This window comes from Flavobacterium sp. LK-23 (assembly GCF_058135255.1).
Genome location: NZ_JBYUVT010000003.1, coordinates 90,067 through 115,387 on the forward strand (window position 1 = coordinate 90,067; position 25,321 = coordinate 115,387).

Below are 25,321 nucleotides of genomic sequence, written 5' to 3' on the forward strand. Positions count from 1 at the left end.
TCTAAAGTTGCTCAATAGTCAAAAAGGCATTTAAAAGATTATATTCTTTCTCAAATATAGAGAAAAACGTTTTTACTTTTAACATTTGTTGAATTCTTTTATCTGATTCTAAAATCAAAAAAGCTGAATCATTAAGATTCAGCTTTCTACTATTTTTTTGCCGAATAATTATTTCTTAATCGTATCGGCTTTAACTGTTACTGTTGTATCCATATTAATTGTATCTACTTCCGGTCCAACGGTATCAATCGTGTTTTGAATAGAATCATTCTCGGATGAATCTATTGTAGTGCTTTCGTTCTTTTTACAAGAAAATGCTAGTCCCATAAGAAGAATTAAGAAAGCAAGTTTCATTTTTATTTGCCTTTTCATAATCCTATATTTTTAAATAAATATTTTCTTCTTTAATATTATAAAAATACTCCTTTTCGACTTTACGTTTTTTACACAATTTCATTAACTTTTTATATAAAAACTTTTCATTTTCAAACAATTTGATATAAGTATAAAAAAGAGCAGAAAATTTCTGCTCTTTCTTTATTCTTTAGTCTGTCTTTGTTGCTTCATTTTCAGCAATATCTCTATTTAAATTATTTTTATGCCTAAGTTCTTCATAATCGGCATCATCTCCCCAATCTCCCGTATTTTGCTGGTGCACAGGGCTATCTGCTTCGTTTAGGTGTTCCTGCTTATTTTCATCATTCGGAAAATACATCTGATATCCTAAAATAGGATCCCAATTGGTTTCTTGCGTACGATCAATTCCATCTTGGAATAAATCGTTTTTTTCATCTCGTGTATCCATTTCTAATTCTTTTTATACCATCAAAAACTGAAAGTATGATTATTACTTTGTTTTCATAGACTCGTAAAATTGAAAAAAATAGCTCGAAAATTTGTTACATGATTTTGGAGAAAATTTATATGATTCTATTTAACAGCTCATTAAAATTTTAGAAAATATGATGTTTCAAATTGTAAATAAAAAATCTGCAAAAATTATGCCCATAGGTTTTTAAAATCATTATTACACTTACCAATTGTCTAATAATTCGATTGCAAGTTTTGCAACAACTTGTTCATCGCTATTTAAAAATGATTTAATTTCATTTCGTGCTTTTTCTCCTTTAATCATTGCTAATGCCTGTAGGTATGTTCTCGAATTTAGATCGCTTTCTTTTCTGGTTTCTTCGCAAACTTGAATAAGTAAATCAACAGAATCAACATCTTTTAATCTTCCTAATCCCAATGCAGCATCATATCTAACGGAAAAATCGGATTGTTTATTCATTAAAATTTTTCTAAAAAATTCTGCATGCCTTTCTAAAGGAAAACTTGCTAAATATTCTATTGCCCCTCTTTCCCAATCGGAATCTTTGGTATTATTTTTATATATTTTCTCAAATATAATTTGCTGATCATTAATCCTATTTTCAACAAATAAATTTACCAAAGCTACTGTTCTGTATTTTTCATCATTTATTAAACTTGGTAAAAGGTCAATTAATTTTTGACTTTTATTTCCTTTCAATGCATCTGCACTCCAATATCTTATCGTTCTGTTTTTGTGTTTTAAAAAGTCTAACAAAATAGTTGTACTTTCCACATCATTTCTACTTTTTAACGCACTAACTAATTGTTCAATTATTTTTTCGTTATTGCACTCTTTTAAAGCATTTTGGATATTGGGCAATAATTCCTCAGAATAAAGAATTTTATTTCGCTGAACTAAAAAGTAATAATCATTTGAAATCTTTTTTGATGTCAGTAATTCTAACCAATATTTTACATTTTCAATTTTTTTCGATTCAAGAAAACAATTTAATAAATCATCTGGAACAGTCTCTTTTTGATTTATTAATGATTTTAAATACTCATTGTCGCTACTTGTCGGACTATTTGCTAAAGCTTGTAAAGTAATTTTTCTTGTATTATCATTATCTAAAAATGGCTTAACAGTCTCTAGCAAATTCCCTATTTGAAGTTCTTTTACCGTATAAATTGCATATCCTTTAATGTTTATATCCCAATTTTTAACAGCATCTAAAACAATTTTCTCCGTTTCAGTATTATTTCCAGTTTTTGATAAAATCTGAATCGCTAAAATTCTAGCTTTTATATTGTCACTATTATATCTTTGATAAGCTGTTTCTTGTAAATTATTTTTATCTAGTTTTAAAAATAATGGAAGCATATGAGCATCTCCAAAATTTTCATTTTCTACTAAAAAATCAAACAATTCAGTAGTATGCTTTGTTTTTAAATTAAGAAGTGCCATTCCACACCAAATCAAATTTCCTTTATCCTTTTCTGTTTTTAGTTTATTTAACAATTGTCCTTCTCTTGCTAGATCATTGGAAGCGCCAATTATTAAATAGGAAAATAAACGTTGAAAAGAGTTTTCTGAATTCAACATTTTATCAATGTTGTCAATATATAAATCGTCATTTTTGAAATCGCTTAAAGGAAAATTCACCAAAGTTTCGCCCTTCAAACCAGAACTTAATTGTGTAATATCGCTTTGCGGAGTTAAAAGATTTGAATATTTCGAAAATAAATCATTTAGTTGGTCTTCATTAAACGTCTCGTTCAAAGACATTTTAAAATCAGCTTTAAAGTTTATTACATACTGACATTGAGCCTTTGTGAAAAAAGTTAAAAGAACAATTGTAATGATTAATTTTATTTTCATTTCTATTTTTTTATCATTTCGAATAAGACATTTTTTTACCTCTTTTGCAAATCAACAAAACGTTTTTTTTTAATACTTAAAAATATCTTCTAGCGAATATAAGAATATTTATACAACAATTTCTTTAACTTAATTGGAAGGACATTCAATCTTATTGCGTTTTTTTGATTTCAAAAAATTTTAAAAATAATAATTACCTTTAAAATTCTATAAAATTGATTTATGACTGAGATTTTCAAAATGTTTAAAATTACAACTGCCGAATCTGAAAAAATCATGCAATCGGTAAACGAACCTCATGCCCATGATTTTGAAGAACTTATTATTGGAAATAAAGGTCAGCTGGAACATTTTATAGATTTTAAATCCAAATTAATAGAAGCGCCTTTTATCAGTTTTGTTACTCAAGGAAAAATTCATCGTGCAAAACCTCTTGTAAAAGATGGTAATTGTGATATGTGGGTCTTGCGATTCAAAAGTGAATTTATTGCCGAAACCACTTTTAGCCTTTATGCTTCCTTTCATGACAAGGCAAATATTAGTTTGCAGAGCAATCAGTGTTTTGAAAAACTGGATACGATCTGCAAAATTATTTTTGATGAATACCAACAAGAAGCTCCTGATCTTGCCGTTATCAAACAATTATTGAGCGCACTTTTTACCATTATCGAATCAGAAAGACGCAAATTGAATTTGAATAATGATGAATCGAAAAAAATTCAAAGTTCTACGTTTAAAAACTTTCTTAGATTATTAGAAGAGCATTATAAAGAATCGAAAGACGTTAATTTCTATGCAGAAAAACTCTTTATGACTTCGCGCAACTTAAATAATATCTGCCAGAATATTCTACAGCAAAGTGTTTCGGAAATTATTGAAACCCGAAAATTAACTGAAGCCAAAAACTTATTGATGGCCACCGATAAAAACATTGCCGAAATAGGTTACGAACTCGGATTTAATGAAAAAACCTATTTTACACACGCTTTTAAACGAAAAGCAGGAATGACTCCAACCGAATTTCGAGAAGAAATGAAGAAACTTCTTTCTTAAAAACACAACCTTTCTTCCGAAAATCGTTACCTCTTTGGTTATAATTAAATGCAACTTTGTATCACAAATAAAAGATACTTTTTAAGCAATTAATTATAAAAAATGAATCGTAAAGATTTTCTAAAAACCATGGCAATTTTACCTATCGGAGCTGCAGCAATGAAACTCAGCTCACTCAAAACGGCCGTAGATACTTTTGGCCCAACAGAACGAATGCCAATTCTTTTTCTTGGACACGGAAATCCGATGAATGCATTGGCAGATAATAATTTCACGCAAGGTTTTCAGCAAGTAGCCAAAACATTGCCAAAGCCAAGAGCCATACTTTGTATTTCGGCACATTGGGAAACCAAAGGAACTTTTGTAACCGCAATGCAAAAACCGCCCACCATTCATGATTTTGGAGGTTTTCCGCAGGCACTTTTCGACGTACAATATCCTGCGCCTGGAAGTCCAGAATTGGCTTTGGAAACACAAAAACTGATTACTTCGGCTTCAGTCGGTTTAGACAATAACTGGGGGTTGGACCATGGATGCTGGACGGTTGTAAAATTTCTTTATCCAAATGCTGATATTCCAGTTATCGAAATGAGCATTGATTATACGCAACCTGCTTCTTATCATTATGAATTAGGAAAAGAATTGGCTGCTTTACGCCGAAAAGGTGTTCTTATTGTCGGAAGCGGAAATACGGTTCACAACTTACGTCTAGCGGCATGGGACAAAATGATGGTTCCCGGTTATGCTTTTGAATGGGCTCATATTGCAAATGAAAAAATGAAAAGCATGATTTTGGACAATGACCATAAATCGCTTATTCAGTTTGATAAACAGGGAAGAGAATTTGAATTGGCGGTTCCAACACCCGAACATTATCTTCCGTTATTGTACATTTTATCGCTTCAAGAAAAAGACGAAAAAGCAACTGTTTTTAATGATGAACTTGTTGCAGGATCACTCAATATGATGTCTGTAAAAATAGACAAAGCATGAGTATAAAAAAGCCTTTTTGGATGGCATTTGCTGTCCTTATTACCCTATCAATTTTCAGTTTTACAATTATGAATTCAATCAAAGAAAAAACTAAACTGCATTATTTAATTAGAGAACCAAAAATAAAAACGGCAAATCCGCCTTTAGTGATTTTGCTTCATGGCGTTGGCGGAAACGAACAAAATTTGTTTTCGTTTGCTCCCGAATTGCCAGATAACTTTGTCGTAGTTTCTGCGCGCGGCCCGCTAACTTTCGGTCCAAATAGTTTCGCTTGGTTTCAGGTGGATTTTTCTACTGGAAAACCTCAAATAAATGCTGAACAGGCAGAAAATTCAAGATTAATGCTGATTGATTTTATTACCGATTTAAAATCTGAAATTAACTTTAATCCAGATGAAGTTTATTTAATGGGATTTAGCCAAGGCGGAATTATGAGTTACAGCGTTGCGCTTACTGCTCCAGAAAAAGTAAAAGGAATTGCTGTAATGAGCGGAAGGCTTTTACCCGAAATAAAACCGTTTATGGCAGATGAAAAACGTCTTGAAAATCTTAAAATCTTCATTTCTCACGGAAAACAAGATGCCGTTTTAAATTATCAATATGCCGTCGACGCTTCTGATTTTCTAAAAACAAAAAACTTAAACCCAAATTTTCATTCGTACGAAGAAGGTCATACCCTAAATAAACAGATGTTTGATGATGTCAATCTTTGGTTAAAGAAGAATAGCCTGTAAACGTAATATTCACAGGCTTTTTTTATTATATTTTTAAAAAGACTAATATTGCTTTCAAAAACAAATCAAAACTTATATTTCTTTTCTAAAAATGATTCTAAAAATTGGTTATTCATTATTCTTCTTACTTTTAAATTTTGTACTTTACCTAAAACTAAACAATAAAAACATTAGCAAAAACTATTTAGGTTTGATTCCATTTGGATTGATACTTGTTGCTTCTAATTTCTATTTCGAAGTTCTACCAAACCAACTGTTTTACTTTTTAATCATTTTTTCTTGTAGCATTTTTATAATGAAATACTTGTCGAGATCTGTCAATGTTTTAAAAAGTAGTGAATTAACAAATGAAGAAAAAGTAGTGGCTTTCAAAGAAATGCTATTTAATAAAATTTTCCCCATAATGATTACTATTTTTCAAATCGTTACCATTTGGTCCGATAAAACTTTTTAATGTAATTTATGATGGATTTACACAAAAAAGGGAAGATAATTTCGATATCTTCCCTTTTTTCTATTCAAAATTGCAATTAAAAAGTAACTAATTTCACTCCCAATGTAAACCATCTAGAAGGCAGCGGCACCGCTCCTACTTCATAATACGTTGCATTGAAGATATTTTGTCCATCTAAGAAAATGGTGAATTTATTGATTGATTGGCTAACTCTAAAATCATTTACCCAGTAAGAAGGTCCTGTAATCCTTTCGTTAAAACGAGTTGCAAACATTACAGACAGATTTTTAAACTGATAATCTATCGTGTTGGTAATTTGATGCTTTAATGAAGAAATGGAATATTTTGAATACGTTTCTGTACGCGCAGTTTTAAATTCAGAATCTAAATAGGTGTATCCTAAAAGGATGTTCAATCTAGAATCTTTAGAGAAATCGAATCTATAAGTTCCACGCAAATTGATACCATTGGTGTTTAAATCTCCAGTGTTTTGGCTTTGCCATGGCTGCGTGGTAAGATTACGCATCCAGTCGATATAGTTGTCAATTTTTCTGTAGAAATAATTCGCATTAAAGCTCAAAGCTCTCTTATTGTATTTAAATCCGATTTCGCTCTGAAACGCGTTTTCTGAATCTAATTCTGGATTTCCGATATTTCCCGTCTGTTTCAAGTATAAATCGGTAAATGAAGGAATTCTTTGACTTGTTCCCACATTTCCAATAATTTTAAACGCATCTGTAATGGCATAACTTGCATCGATTCCTGGATAAATCTGCCATTTGTAATCTGAATTATAGTTTAAATATGTTCCGATATTTACATCTAGTTTTTCAGTAAAACTCGTTCTGTATTCAGCATACAATCCAACATTTTCGCGATCGTGATCTCCAATGTTTGAAGAGCGAATGTTTTCGTTTCTAAATTCAGCTCCAAAACCAATTTCTCCTTTAGATAATTTAACGGTAGAGTTCAATTCTCCCGCAATAGAATTGGTATAATGCTGACTTCTTCCAACAGCCAAATTTGAGTTTCCTAAGTAACGGTAATCATCATAATTGTATCTGTACGTTACTCTCGGCATAATTTTCCAACTCTCCGTAATTTGATGATTGGACTGAATGTTGGCAAACGTAGTCTGAACAATTTCTGTTGAGTTTTTATCTCCAGGTGCTGCGTAAAATCCGTTTGCACCAAATCCGTTATTGATATAACCTGCAGAACTTAAAATTTCGTTCTTATCATTAATCTGAACATTTCCCTGATAGAAAATTTTGTTGTTTTCGAATGCGGTATTGTAGCGGTAACCATTGCTTTTATCATGCGAAGCAAAAAGTAAATGTTGCTGTTTTTCTTTACCTAAAACAGCTCCAGCCTGAATTCCTGTTCCGTAAAAAGTATCGCCTGTATCTTGCGTATCTTTTTCGAAATTAGAACCTGCATAAGTGCTTACCATAAAACCAGAATCGGTTGGCTTTTTAGTAATAATATTGATTGCTCCAGTTAAACTGTTAATTCCGTAAATTCTCGCAGCTGGTCCGCGAACTACTTCAATTCTTTCAATTGCTTCAACCGGAAGAGGAAGATTCAACATATTATGGGCAGTTTGCGAGTCGATTACTTTTGCTCCGTTTAATAAAACAACAGTTTGCTCAAAACTTCCACCGTCAACACTAATGTCGGCTTGAGTTCCAAATGGTCCTCTTTGTCTGATGTCTACTCCGTTGGCATATTGCAATACTTCTTGCAATGTTCTTCCTGGCAATTTTTTAATGGTTTCGCTCGAGATAACATATACATTTCTATTTTGTTTAGAAATTGGTATATTAAAACGGCCTTCATTAATAATAACTTCATCCATTTGGTTGATGGAATCGTTCTTTGTCTGTGCGTAAAAATTGGTACAAATTACTGTAAAGACAGCAAAATAGATCTTTTTCATTTTGGTTTACTATTTTTTTGGCAAAAGTAGTTTCTTACCGTACCAATAAAGCATACCAGTTTTATAATAATAACTAGTCCGGATGATATTATGTTCTATTTTGCTACAATCTAAGCAAATGTGAGAGATATTACTTATAAATCAAATATTTAGCTCGCATTTTTTTAAATGCTGCCACACCTTCTTTCCAGCTATTTCTGATTTCTTCTTCCGAAATTCCGGCTTCAATCTGCTGTTGCAATTTTTCATTTCCTGCACGAATAGCAAATTTTCTTTTGTCGAAAAACTTAGATTTATCAGCAGTGGTCTGATATGCTTTAATAAGCCATTTTATTTCTAATCTGTTTATTTTTGGAATTGCAGATAAATCTTCTCCGTTGCATTCCACTCCATTATACAAAGGATCTTTATCACCAAAATTTGGTTTTGGAGTAAAAGCGAAATCACTTTTTGGAAGATCTGGCGAACCATAAATTTGAAACTGTTTTTCAGTTCCACGTCCCATGCTCACATTGGTTCCTTCAAAAAGACATAAACTCACGTATAAATTAATCGCCTGATCGTTTGGTAAATTTGGCGAAGGCCTAACTGGAAGACTGTAAGAGCTTTTTCTAGTATAATTCAAACACGGAATTACGGTCAATTTACATTGAATTCCATCTTTCAGCCACTTTTGTCCGTTGATCATTTTTGCTTCTTCGCCCAAAGTCATTCCGTGCAATAAAGGCGTTGGATGCATTCCGATACCGCTTTTAAAAGCAATGTCCAAAACCGGACCGTCGACAATCGCGATATTCGGATTGGGACGATCCAGTACAATCAGTGGAACATTGTTCTCAGCGCAGGCTTCCATAATGCGGTGCATGGTAGAAACATACGTGTATAATCGCGTTCCAACATCCTGCAAATCAAAAATCATAATATCGATTCCTTTTAATTGCTCTGGTGTCGGTTTATTGTTTTTTCCGTATAATGAAGTAATGGATAACCCTGTTTTAGAATCTATTTCGTCCGATACATGTTCGCCCGCATCTGCCGTTCCTCTAAAACCGTGTTCTGGCGCAAAAATGGTTTTGATTTTTACTTTTTGTTCTACTAAAAAATCGACTAAGTGTTTTTCTTTATTGATAATTCCCGTTTGATTGGTAACGATTCCTACGGTTTTGCCTTTCAATAAAGGCAAGTATTTTTCAGAATTCTCAGCACCGGTTTTTATCTGCTGCGCAAAAGAAACGGCTGAAATTAGTATGCAGATTATTATATTTTTCATGGTAATTACTTTTTATATTTTTTCTGCCACGAATTCACGAATTATTATTTATAATCTATGTGTATAAAAAACATCCACCGAATTACACCAATTTGAAATAATTCGTGAATCAAGCGACAGCGAACAAGCAAAACAATTGGCTAAAAATCATTTTAATCCTTTTAATCTGTGGCAAAATTTTTCTCACAGATTGAGAAAATTAATTCGTGAATTCGTGGCTAAAAAAAATCATTTATTAATTTGCCTCCAGATTTTAGCACTAAAATCGTCTTTGTACATCAATCGGTTTGTTCTCGTTGGGTTAACTCGATTCGTAAGAATGATTAAAAATCTATTAGTTTTTCTATTCATAAAGAAAAAAGTACCTGTAAAACCCGTATGTCCAAAATCATCTTTTGTAAAAAACTCGTCTGGTTTTCTTTTATCAAAACCTAAACCTCTGTAAATTCCTTCTTTCGCAAGCGGAGAATCTGTAAACTCTTTTACGGCATTTGCTTTTAGAATCTGTTTGCCTTTATAATTTCCGTTGTTCATCAGCATTTTGCAGATTACGGCAATTGATTCTGCGTTGGCAAATAAACCTGCATTTCCAGAAACACCTCCAAAAATTGCCACCGCTTCATCATGCACATAACCTTTAATAGTATCTTTTCTGAAGAAATTATCCACTTCAGTCGGCATTACGTTTTCGATCGAAGTCCATTTTAACGGATTATATCCAATTTTTGAAATGCCTAATTCGGTATAAATTTCATTTGTGAACTGATCGAGTTTTTTTCCCGTTTTGGTTTCTATCATTTGTTTCACCAAAAGCAAATTTAAATCGCTGTACAGATATTTCCCTCTCGGATTTGTATTGGCCTTCGCAATCCTTTCATAAACCGATGAATAAAATTCTGGATTCAGCCACATGTTTTTATAAATCTGAACCCAATTTTCTTTTGGCTCAAAAACCAAATATTTTGAATTGTAAACAATGTTTTTATTTACATACATATTATCAAAAGGCTCAACATATTGCTCTGATTTTTGATTGCTCAAAAAAGGCGAATTATCTGGTGTAGAAAGCAATGCTTGATAAAAAGTAATACTTGGTGTTAATCCAGAAGTATGTGTTAACAACTCAAAAAGCGTTAAATCGGAAATTGCTGTATTTTTATAAAACGGAACAATTTCGCCCACTTGATCTGTCAGTTTAATTTTTCCATCTCCAACCAAACGCATCGTTACCAATGTCGCTCCTAAAACTTTAGACATTGAAGCCAAATCAAAAACGTCATCTGATTTTACTAATTGCTTTTTGGAATAATCGTGATAACCGTAGTTTTTGGAAATTAAATTAAAATCTCCAGTACCCACGATAATTTGTGCTCCTGGAAAAAAACCTTTTTTAAGAGCATTCTGCATCATCGAATCAATATAGGCTTCATTTTCATTATTGTCGCCATCAATATTTATTTTATTAGGAGAATGAAAACTCATTCCTAAAAAAACAAAAGAAATAATAATGATACTAAATATTATCTTTTTCATGATTTACGGATTAATTTTTAAGTCCTGCCCTGCCATTAAAGGCTCATTATTGGTTCCTGTAATTTGAATTCTAACTGCTTTTACAGGCTGTTTCGGATAAATTGATGCGTTTCCGTAATCAAAATTATCGCCTTTGATAAAATCAGTTCCATTGTATGAAAACTCTACAAAACCGTTATTTATTATAAATCTCGGATGATGTGGAATTCCAGTTAATACATCTATTTTAGAAGAGATTACAGGATTAGTAAAGGTATACAAAATCCAATCGCCGTCTTTACACGCAACATCGGTACGCAAGTACGATTCTTCATTATAATCTTGCAGATTCGAAATTGGAAACTTCGGATTTTCTGCCATCGAAGAAGTCACTTTCACTTCTGGTTCTTGATAAGGCGAGCAATTGAATTTTACATTTGCAGCAGATTTTTTCTCTTCTTTATTTTCAACCGTAAAATCTAATTTATAGGTATTTTTTTCGTTGTAATTTTCAATTAGAAATCTCAAACGAGGTTTTGATTTTAAAGCTTTTTCGTCTGCGTAAGTCTGAACTAATTTATCATTTTCAAAAAGCGAAACATTTTTGATTGTTCCGATTGCTCCGTCATCCGTTGGATTAAAAGTCAGATACCAAATGCCTTTTTTATCTACGTGCTCTGAAATATTTTCTGAAATAGTCAGAACTTCTGCTTTTGAAGTATTCCAAGTAGCAATAGGCAATTTCTCCACTTTTACCGCTGGACTTGCCGACATTTCATTGAAAAAAACTTTAAACATATACTGCTCATAATCTTTAGTCTGAATTGGTTCAGTATACAAAGGTGATTGTCTTGTTGGTTCATTTCCATCTTTATCAAATCGTACAACGGCACCTTCATAAGGTGGAGTTACGCTAATTGTTCCGTTTTTATAAATGGCTGTGGGAGGAAAATCTCTAAATGCAATTCCCATATTAGCTAATCTTTTTAAATGGCTATTGGTTAATCTTCCATAAAAATCGTCCCAGTTTTTATCTTCTTTTTTAGACCATCCAATTTCAGACAACGCGCTGATTCTCGGATAACTTTGGTATTCCATAATTCTTGCCGGACGATCCAAATATTCGCTCCATAAAGCGCCTTGAACTCCAATGATATTTTTTTGTTCTTCGGGAGTTAAGTCAGCATCAGGAATTGGTTCAAACGAATACGCTCTTTTGGTATCGGTAATCGCTGCCCAACGATGGCCGCGTTCTGTTTCTGATTGCGCCATATCGTAATACGTAAACTGTCCCGGCATCATGATGGTTTTATATCCTTTTTTTGCCGATTCAATTCCGTAACTAATTCCCTGCCAAGCAGAAATAAGCGTATTTGGATTGATTTCTCCGCCTTTCAGAATTTCATTCCATCCATCCGTTTTTTTATGGTATTTATCTACAATCGTTTGAACCCTTTTAAAGAAATAATTCTGAAGCTGAAAACTGTCTGTAAATCCTTCTTTCGCCATTAAAGCTTGACATTTTGGACAATGTTCCCAATTGGCACGATTCACTTCGTCTCCCGCAATATGAATGTATTCAAAAGGAAATAGTCCAGAAACTTCTTTGATTATCGAATCCAGAAGATCATAATTTTCTTCGCGCCCTACACACCAAACATTTTTTACTTCGCCCTGAACACTTTTAAGTTCCTGCGTTATCGCACAACCCACTTCTGGATATGAAGCCGTTACCGCACGCGAATGCCCTGGAATTTCGATTTCTGGCATTACCGAAATACCGCGATCTGCAGCATAAGCTACGACTTCTTTAATATCTTCTTGTGTATAAAAACCTCCGTAACGTTTGTCTCCAGAACCATAAGATGGCAGCAAAACTTCGCCAGGGCCTCTCCAAGCACCTTTTAAAGTTAAATCTGGCAATGATTTAATTTCGATTCTCCAGCCGTTATCGTCAGTTAAATGCCAGTGAAAAACATTCATTTTATGAGCAGCCAACCAGTCGATATAATTTTTTACGGTTTGTTTATCGAAAAATTGTCTTGAACAATCGAGCATCATTCCGCGCCAATCAAAACGAGGATAATCTTCTATTTTTACAAACGGAAGAGTTCCTTTTTTGACTTCTTTTGCAGAGCAAATTTGCAGTAAAGTCTGAAATCCGTTTAAAACGCCTTTATCCGTTTTTCCTTTTATGAAAATTCCGTTTTGGTTTATTTCTAATTGATAACCTTCGTTTGGAAGATTCAGTTTCTTATCTACTAAAAATGAAATAGTATTTTTTCCGTGTTTTTTTCCAATCGAAACAATTGGGGCAATTCCTGTATTTTTTGAAAAACCAGCTGTGATATAATCGGCGCTATTTTTTAGTTTTTTGTCTACAACCATTTTTAATGGCGAAGGAAAAACAAACTGTCCCGCACTTTGCTGAACTGATACAGGTTTTGGAATTAGGTCTAATTTTTGGGCTTGTACAAAACTAAGCGAACTTAGAAATAGGGCTAATAGAAGAATACTTTTTCTCATTTCTTTTTATATTTTATTTTGTTGAAAATTCAATCGGACTGCTTTCTGTCTGGGTCTGACTTAAAGCCGTGAGCGCATAAACGTAGTTTTCCAAATCTGGGTTTGGCACTTCTAGTTTTAGAGCCGTTGTCACATAATAAATATTCTGAGGATTTGAGAAATCGGTAATTTTTCCTTTTGGAAATCTGTAGATTACATATTTTTTGTCATTTAAAGCCGCTTTCCAAGTTAAAACTGCTTTATCGCCTTTTTTAACAATTACTGCATTTGTTGGCGGTTCTGGTTTTAATCTCGTAATTCTATTCGCTTCTGGCGTTAAAGCGATGTATTTGTATTCTTTTTGAAGAAGAGGCTTTCTAAGTGTATCTCCCTTTTTTAGGAAAGTAGAAGCAGTAAAATGCATCGAACCCTCAATTTGAGGCATTTTACGAATCATTTCAATCTGTTTTACAATTTGATCTGGACTTCTCCATTCTGGTTCTTTAGCAGTAGTTGAAATTTTGTAATCGCCATGACCCACATAAACATTTGCTCCATATTTATGTTCTGCCCACCATTTTGCCAAAACTTCAAAATTGGCTCTGTCAAAACCAATGTGCCAATAGATTTGAGGTGTTACATAATCGATCCAGTTTTCTTTTTGCCATTTTAAGATATTCGCATACAAATCATCATAATTGGTTGCTCCTGCTTTTGTATTAGAACCTTGTGAATCTTTGGCTATATTTCTCCAAACTCCAAATGGCGAAATTCCGAATTCGACTTCTGGTTTATTAGCGATAATGGTATCTCTAATTTGTTTGATGATTAAATCGACATTGTCTCTTCTCCAATCGTCTTTGTCTTTAAACTGGCGCGGTTCTTTGGCAAATGCTTTTTCATCTGGAAACTCCTGCCCTTCAATTTTATACGGATAAAAATAATCATCCATATGCACGGCCTGAATATCATATTTACGAACAATTTCGCCCACAACAGAAGCCACAAAATCTCTGGTTTCTTTTAAACCCGGATTAAAATATCTCGTTTTTCCGTACGTCAGGAAAAGGTCTGGTCTTTTAAAATATAAATGATTTTTTGAAAGCACATCTCTTACCGTATCTTTTTGAACACGATACGGATTAAGCCACACATGAACGTTCATTCCGCGTTTTCCTGCTTCGTCAATCATCATCTGCAACGGATCAAAACCTGGCGCAACGCCTTGCGTTCCTGTTATCCAATGCGATGCTGGTTCTTTTGTCGATTTATAAAATGCATCAGCAGTAGGACGGATTTGAAATATTACCGTATTCATATTATAAGAACGTAGATTATCCAAAATGGCAATCATTTCGTTCTTCATTTCTTTATCTGATAAACCAGGTTTAGACGGCCAGTCGATATTTTCTACTGTAGAAATCCAAGCGGCTCGCATTTCTCTTTTTGGAGATTGCTGACTGAAAATTTTGGTCTGAATCAGCAATACCAAAATCATAATTTTTAGGCTTTTCATAAATTATTATTTTAGGTAGTTAGTATAATATTGTTTGTAGAAAATTTTAACCGCAAAGAACGCAGTGGTTTACGCTATGTTCGCAAGGTTTTATTTTCTTTTTTTTAAATCTCGTAAAGGCGCAGAGGCGCAAAGTTTTTTCTTTTTAAGCTTTTTTATTCTTTGTCGGTTATTTTCTCTCGCAGATTTAGCAGATTCAATAGATTTAATTTTTGACAAAAAAATCTTTTTAATCCTTTAATCTGTGGCAAAAAAATACCTAACAGGTTTTGAAAACCTGTTAGGATAACCAACCAAAATTTATGCATTACAAATTATCGGTAGTTCGCAATGCACTTAACGTTACTTTGTTTTTATGTTTTCGTTGAAGAAATCATGAAAAAACAGCAGCTGATATTTTAAAGAATTCTCCCAGTATTTAAGATTATGTTCGCCTGGGCGTTCGATATAATCGTGATTTATTTTTAGATCCAACATTTTTGCATGCAGTTCTCTGTTTACTTTCATAAAGAAATCATCAACTCCGCAATCAATAATCAGTTTTAGTTTATTGTCTTTTACCAAGTCCAGCATATTGGTCACGGTATTCTGATTCCAGTTTTCTGGGAATTCTGTAATTGGGCCTAATCGTTTTTTGATATCCCAATTTTCAGGAAACGGACGAAAATCTACCCCTCCGCTCATACTTCCTGCGGCACCAAATACATCTTGATGTTTGAATGACAAATACAAAGCGCCATGTCCGCCCATACTTAAACCTGAAATGGCTCTTGCTTTACGGTCTGCAATTGTTCTGTACTGTTTATCAATAAACGGAACCAGTTCTTTTACCACGTAAGTTTCATATTTAAAACTCGGATCGATCGGACTGTCAAAATACCAGCTTGAATAATTTCCATCTACTCCAACCACTATAAAACCATATTGATCTACTTGTTTTCCTAGTTCTTTAAAATCTTTCGCCCAAGAACCATAATTTCCGCTATAGCCATGAAGCAAGTAAACCACAGGAAATGCTTTTTTGCTCTTTTTATAATTCTCTGGAACCACAACACAAGTTTTAATGTTCTTCTGCATCGAAGGGCTAAAAACCTGTAAAGTATCAACCTTTGCTGCTCTGGCCGTAAAAATTAGAAATGCGAACAAAAAGGTGTAAATTGTTTTTTTCATAATTGATGTTTTTATAAAATAATATTTTTGAAAAGTACTGGGAAAATACAAAAAATTATTTCAAACAATCTTTTAAAATAGTTACGGGATGCATGGCTTTTCTGCTCGTTCCGTCAAAAATCTGATGGCGGCAACTGGTTCCTGCGGCTGCAATTTCTGTAGATGGTTCTGTTGCCCTGATTTTCGGAAACAAAGTATCTTCACCCATCTTCATACTGATTTCGTAATGTTCTTTTTCATATCCAAATGAACCCGCCATTCCGCAACAGCCAGAATTATAAATCGTAACCGTATTATTTTTTGGAATATTCAGCATCGCAAAAGAAGCTTCAACTGAGCTCAATGATTTTTGATGACAATGCCCATGAATTTTAATATTTTTCTCTTTTTCAGAAAATTGATCTGCGTGAATTTTTCCGTTGCCAATTTCTCTTTTAAAAAACTCTTCGACTGTAAAGGTATTTTTAGCTAATTTCTCCGCACTTTCCTTATCTGCAGCCAATCGGATATATTCGTCTCTGAAAGTCAATATTGCCGAAGGTTCAAGACCTATTAAAGGTGTGTTTTGAGAAATTATATTTTTAAATGTGTTGATATTTTTATTGGCAATTTCCTGCGCTTCTTCCAGAAAACCTTTTGAAATAAAAGCTCTTCCGCTTTCTTCATGATCAATTATAATTACGTTGTAACCTAATTTGGTTAATAATTCAAAAGCATCGATTCCGACTGAAACATCATAGTAATTGGTAAATTCATCACAGAAAAGATAAACACTACCATTTTCAAAAGAACTGTTTATGTTACTTTTTTTGTTCTTTTCATACCATTTTCTAAAGGTCTTTGGAGCCAATAAAGGCACTTGTCTTTCAGGCGCAATTCCCATACGTTTTTTAACGAATGAAAGATTAGAAGCCCAATTGGTAACAGATGGCGCAATGCTTCCCAATTCATTCAATTTTGAATTGAAAGCAAAGATTTTATTTCGAAAAGAAAATCCGTTTGCTTTTTGGTATTGATATAAAAATTCTGCTTTTAAAGTTGCCACATCAACATTGCTCGGACATTCGCTGGCACAGGCTTTACAGCTTACGCACAATTCAAAAACCTTATACAATTCTTCGTGATCAAATTTATTTTCTTTTTCAGAATTCGTCAGATATTCTCTTAATGCATTGGCACGTGCACGCGTTGTATCTTTTTCGTTTCTCGTGGCACGATAACTCGGACATAAAGTTCCACCTGCCGATGGCATTTTACGGCAATCGCCTGAACCATTGCATTTTTCAGCAGCTCGCAAAACTCCTAAACTATCCGAGAAATCCTGAATCGTTTTTATCTCCGGTTCTATCCTTCCCGCTTCAAAACGAAGGTTTTCATCCATTTTAGAAGCATTTACAATTTTCCCAACATTCAAAATCGTATTGGGATCAAATGCTTTTTTTACTCGTTTTAGCAGTTCGTAGTTTTTATCGCCAATCATAAACGGCAGAAACTCCCCTCTTAAGATTCCGTCGCCATGTTCACCGCTTAACGAACCTCTATATTTTTTTACCAGATGCGCTACTTCGGTAGATAAATTTCGGAATTGATGCAATCCTTCTTTTGTCTTCAAATTTATCTTCGGACGCAAATGCAGCTCTCCCGCTCCAGCATGCGCATAATAAATCGCACTTTGTCCGTGTCTTTCCATCATCGCTGCAAAATCGGCAATATAATTGGGAAGATCGCTCAACTCAACCGCCGTATCTTCAATAGAATCGGCAGCTTTGTCGTCACCTACAATACTTCCTAAAAGTCCGAGACCTGCTTTTCTTACCTCGTTTACTTTGTCAATATCGGTTCCATAAATTTTTGGCAAAGCATATCCGAAACCATTAATTTGAAGATCTTTAATCAAAGCATCGGCCTGCATTTCGGCATCTTCCATACTAATGTGCGATCCAACTTCGAGCATAATCACTGCTTTTGGTTCGCCAACAATAAAAAATCGGTTTTTAGCCTGTTCTCTATTGGTTTTGGTACAATCTAAAATTGTATCATCCATCATTTCGCAAGTGTACAAATGATGTTTCATTGCGGTCACAACAGCTTCTAAACTTTCTTGAATGGTATGAAAATGCGCCACAACCATAATATTGTTTACTGGAGGCAAATCGTCTACTTTCAGAGTAATTTCTGTTGTAAAGGCCAAAGTTCCTTCACTTCCGCAAAGGAGTTTTCCTAAATTGATGGTATCTTCTGTTCCCGAAAAAAGTTTCGATTTCAGTAAAATATCAATTGCATAACCGGTATTTCGTCTGTGAATTTCTGGCTTTGGAAATTCTTTTAGGATTTCTTCCTGATTTTCTTTGTTCGAAAGTTCTTCGTAAATCGTTTTATAAATTTTATTTTCTAAAGAATCTCCTTTTGTTTTCTCAATAAATTCTTCAGAAGTTAAATCTTTAAATACCGCTGTAGTTCCGTCACTTAAAACGGCTTTTATTTCTACAATTTTATCTCGGGTAACGCCATAACGAATTGAAGTTGTTCCCGATGAATTATTTCCGACCATTCCGCCAATCATACATCTATTAGTTGTGGATGTTGTTGGTGAAAAAAATAATCCGTGTGGTTTTAGATATAAATTCAGTTCATCACGAATTACTCCGGGCTGAACCGTTATGGTTTTCTTTTTAGGATCAAAAGAAACAATTTTATTAAAATGTTTCGAAACATCGACAATGATTCCGCTTCCGACAGTTTGACCTGCAAGTGAAGTTCCAGCTGTTCTTGGCGTTATAGAAATTTTATTTTTGGAAGCAAACCGAATAATATTTACAATATCATTTTCTGATTTTGGAATGGCCACGGCAAGAGGCATAATTCGATAAGCAGAGGCATCTGTGGCGTATATTTTTTTATGAAGGTCATCATAAAAAAGAGTTCCTTCTAGTGAAGTTTCTAATTCTTGTAGTTGGAGAGAATCGGACATTTAATTGGTTCTGTTGCTTTTGGTTCTTTAATAGATGTTTTATTCCTGCACTTCGCTAAAAAAGCTATTCGCAAAAACAATACATTCTAAATTTTATTAGAATTCAATATTTATTAAAATTCCTATTTAAAAGCCTGAACTTCTTTTAAATACATCCGAGAAATGGCAAGCATAGAAAGGAATGTTTTTCATAAATATATCTGACTAATAAAAATTAGTTTTAACAAATATAGATACAAAAAGCATACAACTACATTATTTTGCGTTTTTTAACATAATAAAATTAAAATAACGCAACAAAACGCAAAAATTATATTAGATAAGTTTAAAGTTATAAGATAAAAACTCCAGATTTTCTATATTCATCTAGTTTTTCATCCTCTGGATCTAATTCTGTTACAATAGTATCCAACTGGGTAAGATCGCAAACACCATGTGGCATTTTGGTATTTAATTTATTGGAAGCAAACATCGAAACCACTCTATCAGAAGCTTCTATCATTGCTTTTTTGACAATTGAGATTTCGTAACCTACTTCTGTAAGTCCCTGTTTGATATTAATACTGCTAGCACCAATGAAACAAATATCGGCTTTTATTTTAGAAACCACCTGAATCACATCCATACCTATTGTTACCATTGCGTTTTTTTGCATTTTCCCACCAATAAAAATCAAATCAATATTAGGATGCTGAGACAACTGCATGGCAATTGGTAAACTATAAGTATATATGGTAGCTTTCAAATCGGCCGGAATTAACTTTGCAAAAACCAAATTAGTACTTCCTCCACTCATTATAATAACCTGATCATCATGAAGAAGAGACAATGCTTTTGTCACGATTTGCTTTTTCTGTTCTTCTGCCGTTATGGCAATATCAAATACATTTGCAGGTTTTTCTTTAACTTGAACAGCACCGCCGTATACTTTCTCTAACTGCTTTTTACTGTCCAATTCGTTCAAATCTCTTCTTATGGTATCTTCAGACAAATCGAGAGCCAAAGCTAAATCTGTTGTAACAACTTTTTGGTCTTCAATAAGTTTAGTCATTATGTATTTATGTCTCTCGGCTTTCAGCATTTTTTTTATAAAAGTTAAAATTCATCACAAATATATCAAATATTTCATTCCATATCAGAAAACAGCCTAAAAACTGCAAAATCATGCATTAGTAAGATTTTAAAAACAAAATCAATAATTATTTTTTATCAAAACTTGCGTTATTTTGCGTTTTTTAAATTATTTTTAGAAAAAAAATCCAAAATAACGCATTTATATGCAATAAATAAATATATTTGCTCAACAACAACCATAAAAAACCAGATTAATCATGAAAAAGTTACTCTTTATTTCAGTGTTGTTTTTGTGCATTCAAGCAGCATTTGGACAAGCAAAAACAGTTACTGGAACAGTAAAAAGCAAAACAGACGGAATTCCAATTCCAGGAGTCAGCGTTATTATTCAAGGAACAAATAATGGCACAACCACTGACTTTGATGGAAACTACAGCATTTCTGTAGCACCGGGACGAACTCTAAGCTTTAGTTATATGGGTTATGAAACTCAATCAATTAAAGTGGAAAGCCAGCAGAAAATAAATGTTGGTCTTATAGAAAGCACTTCGAAACTAGACGAAGTTGTTGTTGTAGGTTTTGCTTCTCAGAAAAAAACGAATTTAACAGGAGCTGTTGCCAATATTGATGTTGCTAAAACAATTGGAAGCAGACCTTTAACTGATGTTAGTAGAGCTTTACAAGGTACTACTCCGGGTGTAAACATTAATTTTAACTCAGGAAATATTAACCGTGCCGCAAAAATCAACATTCGTGGAGCGGGTACAATTAATGGTTCAGACGATCCTTTAATATTAGTTGACGGTGTTCCTACCGACTTATCATTGATTAACCCAAATGATATCGCAACGATGTCTGTACTTAAAGATGCTGCTTCTGCATCTATTTATGGTGCTCGTGCTGCGTTTGGTGTTGTTCTTATTACTACAAAAAGCGGAAAAACAGGCGAAGGAAAAGTGAGATTTTCGTATTCAGCAAATACTGCTTTTGTAAATCCGATTTCTACACTTAAATTCTTAGATCCAACAGAAGAAATTCCAGGATTGATCGCTGCAGGAACAAGAACTGATGGTTCTACTCCAGAGATTTTTGGTCAGAACTACAGCATTTTATTAGACGGAATTAAAAACTGGAAAGCAAAATATGCAAACAACCGTACCAGTAATGAAATGGTTTATGGAGAAGATTGGGAAATAAAAAATGGTGTTCCTTATTTTTACAGAGTTTGGGATGCAAATAAAGAATTGTATGCCAGTAATGCGTTACAAACAACGCACAATGTTTCTGCTCAAGGAAATTTAGGTGATAAAAGTTCATTCTTTGCTTCGTTCGGATTGACCAACCAAGATGGTATGTTAAGAGTAAATCAGGAAAAAAGACAAAGAATCAACATCAACTTAGGTTTTACAACAAAATTAGCAGATTGGCTTACTGGAGATTTCAAAGTAATGACAATCAACAGTTCTTACGATCAGCCTTTTAACTATTATGGAGGTTCTGGAACCGATGACACAGGCTACGGAGGTTACTTTGGTTATGCGCTTCGTTGGGGGCAATATTTCCCAAATTTTGGAACTTACAGAGGATACAATTTCCGTACAGCTGGAGGATATTTATCTAATGCTTCTAGAAACGAAAACAACAAACGCAATACAAGGTTAAGCGCTAGATTTACAGCAGATATTACAAAAGATTTAAACCTTATCACTGAAATTAGCAGTGTAAACGATTACTACAACAGAAAACAAAATGGTGGTAAATTCTTAGCATGGGACAGCTGGTCTGCAATGCCATACGATGCTACTACAATTCAGACTGCTACTCCTGCAACTCTTGAAACAGGAAATGATTTCGTTGGACAATCCAAACAAGAGTCAACTACAAATGTGGTAAACATTTATGGTAACTATAAAAAACAATTTGACAAGCATAATTTCAAATTCTTAGCTGGTTTCAACTCAGAATGGCAAAATTTATCGCGCAACTACGCAAGAAGAAATACGCTTTTGGACAAATCTAAACCAGAATTTAACCTTGCAGTGGGAGAACAATTTGTTTCTGGAGCTGCAAACACAGATTTAAACCCAACGGTAACAGAATACTCCATTGCAGGTTTCTTTGGACGTGTGAATTATGATTACAACGGAATTTATTTAGTTGAATTAAATGCTCGTTATGATGGTTCATCAAGATTCCCAACTAACGAACAATGGGGATTCTTTCCTTCTGCTTCTGTAGGATACAAAATTGTGAACGAGAAATTTATGGAAGGAACTCGCGGATGGTTAAACGATCTTAAATTGCGTGGTTCTATCGGATCAATCGGTAATCAAAACGTTGGAAACAATGCTTTCTTATCGATCATGACAGCTAAAAATCCTTCTTGGGTAAATAGTGGTGCTACTCTTCCTCCTTCTACAAATTTACCAACTAACGTAGATCCTGCATTAACTTGGGAAAAAGTAATGACAAAAGATGTGGGTATCGATGTTAAAATATTTGATATGCTTGGTGCTTCTTTTGACTGGTACCAGCGTGATACAAAAGGAATGCTTGCTCCAGGCATAACACTTCCTGGTTCATTTGGGCAGACTTCTGCTCAGACTAACTCTGGAAACATGAGAACTCAAGGTTGGGAGCTTTCATTAAACTTTAATAAAAATTTAAGCGAAACGGCTTCTGTTTTTGTTGATCTTGCTTTATCTGATTCTAAATCGGTTATTACAAAATGGAATAACACTTCTAAACTATTAGCTTTAGTTACTCCAGATACAAAACCTTATTATGATGGTTACGAAATTGGCCAAATCTGGGGATTAACAAGTGACAGACTTTTACAGGCTGATGACGTAATTACGAATAATGGAAAAACGGTAAATGGCGTTGACTACTCTAAAACAATGGGTGGAAACTTTAAATATGGAGCTGGAGACGTTCACTACGTAGATATAGACGGTGACGGAGCTATTACTCGTGGAGCTGGTACTGCTGACGATCATGGAGATTTGAAAAAAATTGGTAACTCTACTCCTCGTTACAGATACGGTATTACATTAGGTGGTAAATTCCGCGGATTTGATATTTCTACTTTCTTCCAAGGAGTTGGAAAACGTGATTACTGGGCTGCTTCAGATGCTGTATTGCCTTTCTTCCGTGCGCCTCAGCAAATGTATGCCAACCAAGCAGATTACTGGACTCCAGAAAACACAGATGCTTACTTTCCAAATCCATACTATGGTAACGAAGCAAATACTTTTGGGTCAGGTACTCAAGGTCAGAACAACTTTGTTACTTCGACAAGATATTTGTTAGACATGTCTTATTTCCGTTTAAAAAACTTTACTATCGGATATAATTTGCCAGTAGCTCTTGTGAAAAAAGCAGGATTAGAAAAAGTAAGATTATATACTTCTGGTGAAAATATTGCGACTTGGGCAGACAAACGTCTTCCTGTAGATCCTGAAATCGACGAAACAGAAGTTTTCTGGGGAAGAGCTTATCCTTACACAAAAACATGGTCAGTTGGTGTTGATATCTCTTTCTAATCTCTAACTATTCAAAACTCTTACAATGAAAAAATATAATATAAAATCTAAGTTTCTGCTAATGTTTGCAACTGCTTTACTTGCAGGAAGCGCAGTTAGCTGTTCAGATTATCTTACTGATGATCCTGCAGATAAATTTACAAACGATAACTTTTGGCAGTCAGAAGATAACGTAAAAACCTTTTCATGGCTTAATTATGATACTTTTTATGGTTATGGAAATGGAACTACAATCGGACTTTCTTTCTTTTACTATCATGGAAGTGATTACAGAGTAGATGATAACTTGTCTGCCTTTACTTTCTATCAAATGCCAGTTACAGCTGCAACTACGAATCTTTATTCTTGGAATGAATATTACACGCTAATCCGTCGTTGCAACTTGATGCTGGAAAAAGTACCAACAGTAAGTATGTCTACGGAGAAAAAGAACCACTACATTGGAGTTGCTAAATTTTTTAGAGCTTATACGTATTTCCGTTTAGTGCAAAAATTTGGTGATGTACCGTATACTGATCAATATTTAGCACAAGGTGACGCAGAAGTTTATGCGCCTGCAAAACCAAGAGCCGAAATTATGGACAAAGTAATTGCAGAATTACAAGAAGCAGCAGACTTGATGTTGGTTAGCGATGATAAAAACGTTACAGCAAATAAATACACTGCTTACGCAGCTTTAAGCAATGCTTGTCTTTATGAAGGAACGTACAGAAAATATCATTTAGGACAAGATGGAAGCGCTTACTTAAACAAAGCAAAAGCAGCTTCATTAATGATCATGAACAATCCAAGCTACAAATTGAATGCAGATTGGAAAGGACTTTACAATTCAGTTGAATTACTTGGAAATACTGAAGTGATATTGGCAAAACGTTACTTAACAAACGTATTAATGCACTCTCTTCAAAACTATACGAATACTTCAACCATTCAGTACGGTTTAACAAAATGGGCAGCTGATAGCTACGTAACAACAAACGGATTGCCTATTCAGCAAGCTGGAAACAGCCAATATACTGGTGACGATACGGCTGCTAAAACATTTGCTAACAGAGATCCTCGTTTTGCAAAAACAGTAAATCCAGCTAACTACGGTTACAAAGGAAAACCTTTTGGTACTACAGCTTTGGTTTCTATGTCAGGATATGTATTTGAATTGTACAACAACCCTGCTACAACTGGTCCAGATGTAACTACTGGAGGACGTAACTACACAGACGCTCCATTATTTACTCTAAGCGAAGTATATTTAAATTATGCTGAGGCTTGCGCTGAGTTAGGAACAGCAACCAACAGCGATCTTGATTTATCAATCAATAAAGTTCGTGCACGTGCAGGAATTGCTCCTCTAACAACAGATGGAACAAATGCTTCTGCAAATGGTGTTCAAATTAATGACCCAAGAAGAACTTCTTCTTTAGAGCAATTAACTGGTGTTGTAAATCCGTTAATCTGGGAAGTTCGTCGTGAACGTCAAATCGAATTCATGAGCTGGACTACTTTAAGACAAGCTGATATTTACCGTTGGAAAAAAGGAGATTACCTAGACACTAGCAAAAACCCTGACGTGAACTTAGGAGCTAGAATTGGAACTCCAGTTGGATCGCAAACTGTTGTTGACGGAAATGGATATGTGAAAATATACCCAGCAAGCACAAGAACTTTCGAACCTAAGCATTATTTAATGAACATTCCAACAAATGACATTGATTTGTACAAAGCGCAAGGTGTCGATTTAAAACAAAATCCAGGCTGGTAATTCGGTAAAACTGAAAAACCGCATCTAATACAACTGCCTCCGACGTGAGACTTTTCGGAGGCAGTATTTTAAAACACTCTTTTTAAACACATTGTGACCAATAAAAAGACCAAATAGAAAAATTAATCCTGATT

Annotated in this window: 17 protein-coding genes; 5 read left to right on the forward strand and 12 right to left on the reverse strand. The window is 34.1% G+C overall.

Translation table 11 applies throughout. From position 1 onward, the window contains the following. Window positions 1-168 precede the first annotated feature (168 nt). From AC3Y25_RS06050 to AC3Y25_RS06060, 3 genes are all read right to left on the reverse strand, one after another. Window positions 169-372 carry a hypothetical protein gene (locus AC3Y25_RS06050; RefSeq protein WP_489902099.1) on the reverse strand — a complete coding sequence of 68 codons (204 nt, stop codon included), beginning with the start codon at window positions 370-372 and terminating at the stop codon, window positions 169-171. Window positions 373-544: 172 nt separating this feature from the next. Then, window positions 545-805: a hypothetical protein gene (locus AC3Y25_RS06055; protein WP_489902100.1), complete on the reverse strand. Its 261-nt coding sequence runs from the start codon at window positions 803-805 to the stop codon at window positions 545-547. Between the two features lie 228 nt (window positions 806-1,033). After that, window positions 1,034-2,416 carry a HEAT repeat domain-containing protein gene (locus AC3Y25_RS06060; protein ID WP_489902101.1) on the reverse strand — a complete coding sequence of 461 codons (1,383 nt, stop codon included), beginning with the start codon at window positions 2,414-2,416 and terminating at the stop codon, window positions 1,034-1,036. Between the two features lie 498 nt (window positions 2,417-2,914). Here AC3Y25_RS06060 and AC3Y25_RS06065 point away from each other — a divergent pair, with 498 nt between their 5' ends. From AC3Y25_RS06065 to AC3Y25_RS06075, 3 genes are all read left to right on the forward strand, one after another. Further along, window positions 2,915-3,745: a helix-turn-helix domain-containing protein gene (locus AC3Y25_RS06065; RefSeq protein ID WP_489902102.1), complete on the forward strand. Its 831-nt coding sequence runs from the start codon at window positions 2,915-2,917 to the stop codon at window positions 3,743-3,745. Between the two features lie 159 nt (window positions 3,746-3,904). Next, window positions 3,905-4,738, forward strand: a complete 834-nt coding sequence (ygiD, locus tag AC3Y25_RS06070; protein WP_489902312.1) for a 4,5-DOPA-extradiol-dioxygenase — start codon at window positions 3,905-3,907, stop codon at window positions 4,736-4,738. Then, window positions 4,735-5,472: an alpha/beta hydrolase gene (locus AC3Y25_RS06075; RefSeq protein ID WP_489902103.1), complete on the forward strand. Its 738-nt coding sequence runs from the start codon at window positions 4,735-4,737 to the stop codon at window positions 5,470-5,472. Before ygiD ends, AC3Y25_RS06075 begins: the two co-directional genes overlap by 4 nt. 530 nt (window positions 5,473-6,002) lie before the next feature. On the opposite strand, the gene AC3Y25_RS06080 is transcribed toward AC3Y25_RS06075, so the two are convergent. The 9 genes from AC3Y25_RS06080 to AC3Y25_RS06120 form a co-directional block, all read right to left on the reverse strand. Beyond that, window positions 6,003-7,865 carry a TonB-dependent receptor plug domain-containing protein gene (locus AC3Y25_RS06080; RefSeq protein WP_489902104.1) on the reverse strand — a complete coding sequence of 621 codons (1,863 nt, stop codon included), beginning with the start codon at window positions 7,863-7,865 and terminating at the stop codon, window positions 6,003-6,005. A gap of 130 nt (window positions 7,866-7,995) precedes the next feature. Beyond that, the gene (locus AC3Y25_RS06085) at window positions 7,996-9,135 is read right to left on the reverse strand and encodes an exo-beta-N-acetylmuramidase NamZ family protein (RefSeq protein WP_489902105.1); all 1,140 of its coding nucleotides are present in this window, start codon (window positions 9,133-9,135) and stop codon (window positions 7,996-7,998) included. A gap of 228 nt (window positions 9,136-9,363) precedes the next feature. Beyond that, window positions 9,364-10,668, reverse strand: coding sequence for a serine hydrolase domain-containing protein (locus AC3Y25_RS06090; RefSeq protein ID WP_489902106.1), 1,305 nt, complete (start codon window positions 10,666-10,668; stop codon window positions 9,364-9,366). Between the two features lie 3 nt (window positions 10,669-10,671). Continuing rightward, window positions 10,672-13,173 carry a beta-N-acetylhexosaminidase gene (locus AC3Y25_RS06095; protein ID WP_489902107.1) on the reverse strand — a complete coding sequence of 834 codons (2,502 nt, stop codon included), beginning with the start codon at window positions 13,171-13,173 and terminating at the stop codon, window positions 10,672-10,674. Between the two features lie 13 nt (window positions 13,174-13,186). After that, window positions 13,187-14,668 carry a glycoside hydrolase family 10-like protein gene (locus AC3Y25_RS06100; protein ID WP_489902108.1) on the reverse strand — a complete coding sequence of 494 codons (1,482 nt, stop codon included), beginning with the start codon at window positions 14,666-14,668 and terminating at the stop codon, window positions 13,187-13,189. 90 nt (window positions 14,669-14,758) lie between these two features. Continuing rightward, window positions 14,759-14,887 (reverse strand): hypothetical protein, encoded by a 129-nt coding sequence (locus AC3Y25_RS06105; RefSeq protein WP_489902109.1) that lies wholly within the window; start codon window positions 14,885-14,887, stop codon window positions 14,759-14,761. Window positions 14,888-15,010: 123 nt separating this feature from the next. Then, window positions 15,011-15,838 carry an alpha/beta hydrolase gene (locus AC3Y25_RS06110; RefSeq protein WP_489902110.1) on the reverse strand — a complete coding sequence of 276 codons (828 nt, stop codon included), beginning with the start codon at window positions 15,836-15,838 and terminating at the stop codon, window positions 15,011-15,013. Between the two features lie 55 nt (window positions 15,839-15,893). Then, window positions 15,894-18,809 carry an FAD-binding and (Fe-S)-binding domain-containing protein gene (locus AC3Y25_RS06115; protein ID WP_489902111.1) on the reverse strand — a complete coding sequence of 972 codons (2,916 nt, stop codon included), beginning with the start codon at window positions 18,807-18,809 and terminating at the stop codon, window positions 15,894-15,896. 331 nt (window positions 18,810-19,140) lie between these two features. Further along, entirely contained in the window at window positions 19,141-19,890 is a 750-nt protein-coding gene (locus tag AC3Y25_RS06120; RefSeq protein ID WP_250836953.1) for a DeoR/GlpR family DNA-binding transcription regulator, read from the reverse strand. 250 nt (window positions 19,891-20,140) lie between these two features. On the opposite strand from AC3Y25_RS06120, the gene AC3Y25_RS06125 reads away from it, so the two are divergent. Both AC3Y25_RS06125 and AC3Y25_RS06130 read left to right on the forward strand, forming a co-directional pair. Then, on the forward strand, window positions 20,141-23,428 hold the full coding sequence (locus AC3Y25_RS06125; protein WP_489902112.1) for a SusC/RagA family TonB-linked outer membrane protein: 3,288 nt from the start codon (window positions 20,141-20,143) through the stop codon (window positions 23,426-23,428). Window positions 23,429-23,453: 25 nt separating this feature from the next. After that, window positions 23,454-25,187 carry a RagB/SusD family nutrient uptake outer membrane protein gene (locus AC3Y25_RS06130; protein WP_489902113.1) on the forward strand — a complete coding sequence of 578 codons (1,734 nt, stop codon included), beginning with the start codon at window positions 23,454-23,456 and terminating at the stop codon, window positions 25,185-25,187. Window positions 25,188-25,321: the final 134 nt, after the last annotated feature.

What these genes read in the sequence shown, in the direction of transcription:
- AC3Y25_RS06080 (WP_489902104.1), bottom strand. Translation starts at nt 7,865, where the DNA reads ATGAAAAAGATCTATTTTGCTGTCTTTACAGTAATTTGTACCAATTTT.
- AC3Y25_RS06095 (WP_489902107.1), bottom strand. Translation starts at nt 13,173, where the DNA reads ATGAGAAAAAGTATTCTTCTATTAGCCCTATTTCTAAGTTCGCTTAGT.
- ygiD (WP_489902312.1), top strand. Translation starts at nt 3,905, where the DNA reads ATGAAACTCAGCTCACTCAAAACGGCCGTAGATACTTTTGGCCCAACA.
- AC3Y25_RS06075 (WP_489902103.1), top strand. Translation starts at nt 4,735, where the DNA reads ATGAGTATAAAAAAGCCTTTTTGGATGGCATTTGCTGTCCTTATTACC.
- AC3Y25_RS06110 (WP_489902110.1), bottom strand. Translation starts at nt 15,838, where the DNA reads ATGAAAAAAACAATTTACACCTTTTTGTTCGCATTTCTAATTTTTACG.
- AC3Y25_RS06050 (WP_489902099.1), bottom strand. Translation starts at nt 372, where the DNA reads ATGAAAAGGCAAATAAAAATGAAACTTGCTTTCTTAATTCTTCTTATG.
- AC3Y25_RS06065 (WP_489902102.1), top strand. Translation starts at nt 2,915, where the DNA reads ATGACTGAGATTTTCAAAATGTTTAAAATTACAACTGCCGAATCTGAA.
- AC3Y25_RS06115 (WP_489902111.1), bottom strand. Translation starts at nt 18,809, where the DNA reads ATGTCCGATTCTCTCCAACTACAAGAATTAGAAACTTCACTAGAAGGA.
- AC3Y25_RS06125 (WP_489902112.1), top strand. Translation starts at nt 20,141, where the DNA reads ATGAAAAAGTTACTCTTTATTTCAGTGTTGTTTTTGTGCATTCAAGCA.
- AC3Y25_RS06100 (WP_489902108.1), bottom strand. Translation starts at nt 14,668, where the DNA reads ATGAAAAGCCTAAAAATTATGATTTTGGTATTGCTGATTCAGACCAAA.
- AC3Y25_RS06130 (WP_489902113.1), top strand. Translation starts at nt 23,454, where the DNA reads ATGAAAAAATATAATATAAAATCTAAGTTTCTGCTAATGTTTGCAACT.
- AC3Y25_RS06120 (WP_250836953.1), bottom strand. Translation starts at nt 19,890, where the DNA reads ATGCTGAAAGCCGAGAGACATAAATACATAATGACTAAACTTATTGAA.
- AC3Y25_RS06055 (WP_489902100.1), bottom strand. Translation starts at nt 805, where the DNA reads ATGGATACACGAGATGAAAAAAACGATTTATTCCAAGATGGAATTGAT.
- AC3Y25_RS06090 (WP_489902106.1), bottom strand. Translation starts at nt 10,668, where the DNA reads ATGAAAAAGATAATATTTAGTATCATTATTATTTCTTTTGTTTTTTTA.
- AC3Y25_RS06060 (WP_489902101.1), bottom strand. Translation starts at nt 2,416, where the DNA reads ATGTTGAATTCAGAAAACTCTTTTCAACGTTTATTTTCCTATTTAATA.
- AC3Y25_RS06085 (WP_489902105.1), bottom strand. Translation starts at nt 9,135, where the DNA reads ATGAAAAATATAATAATCTGCATACTAATTTCAGCCGTTTCTTTTGCG.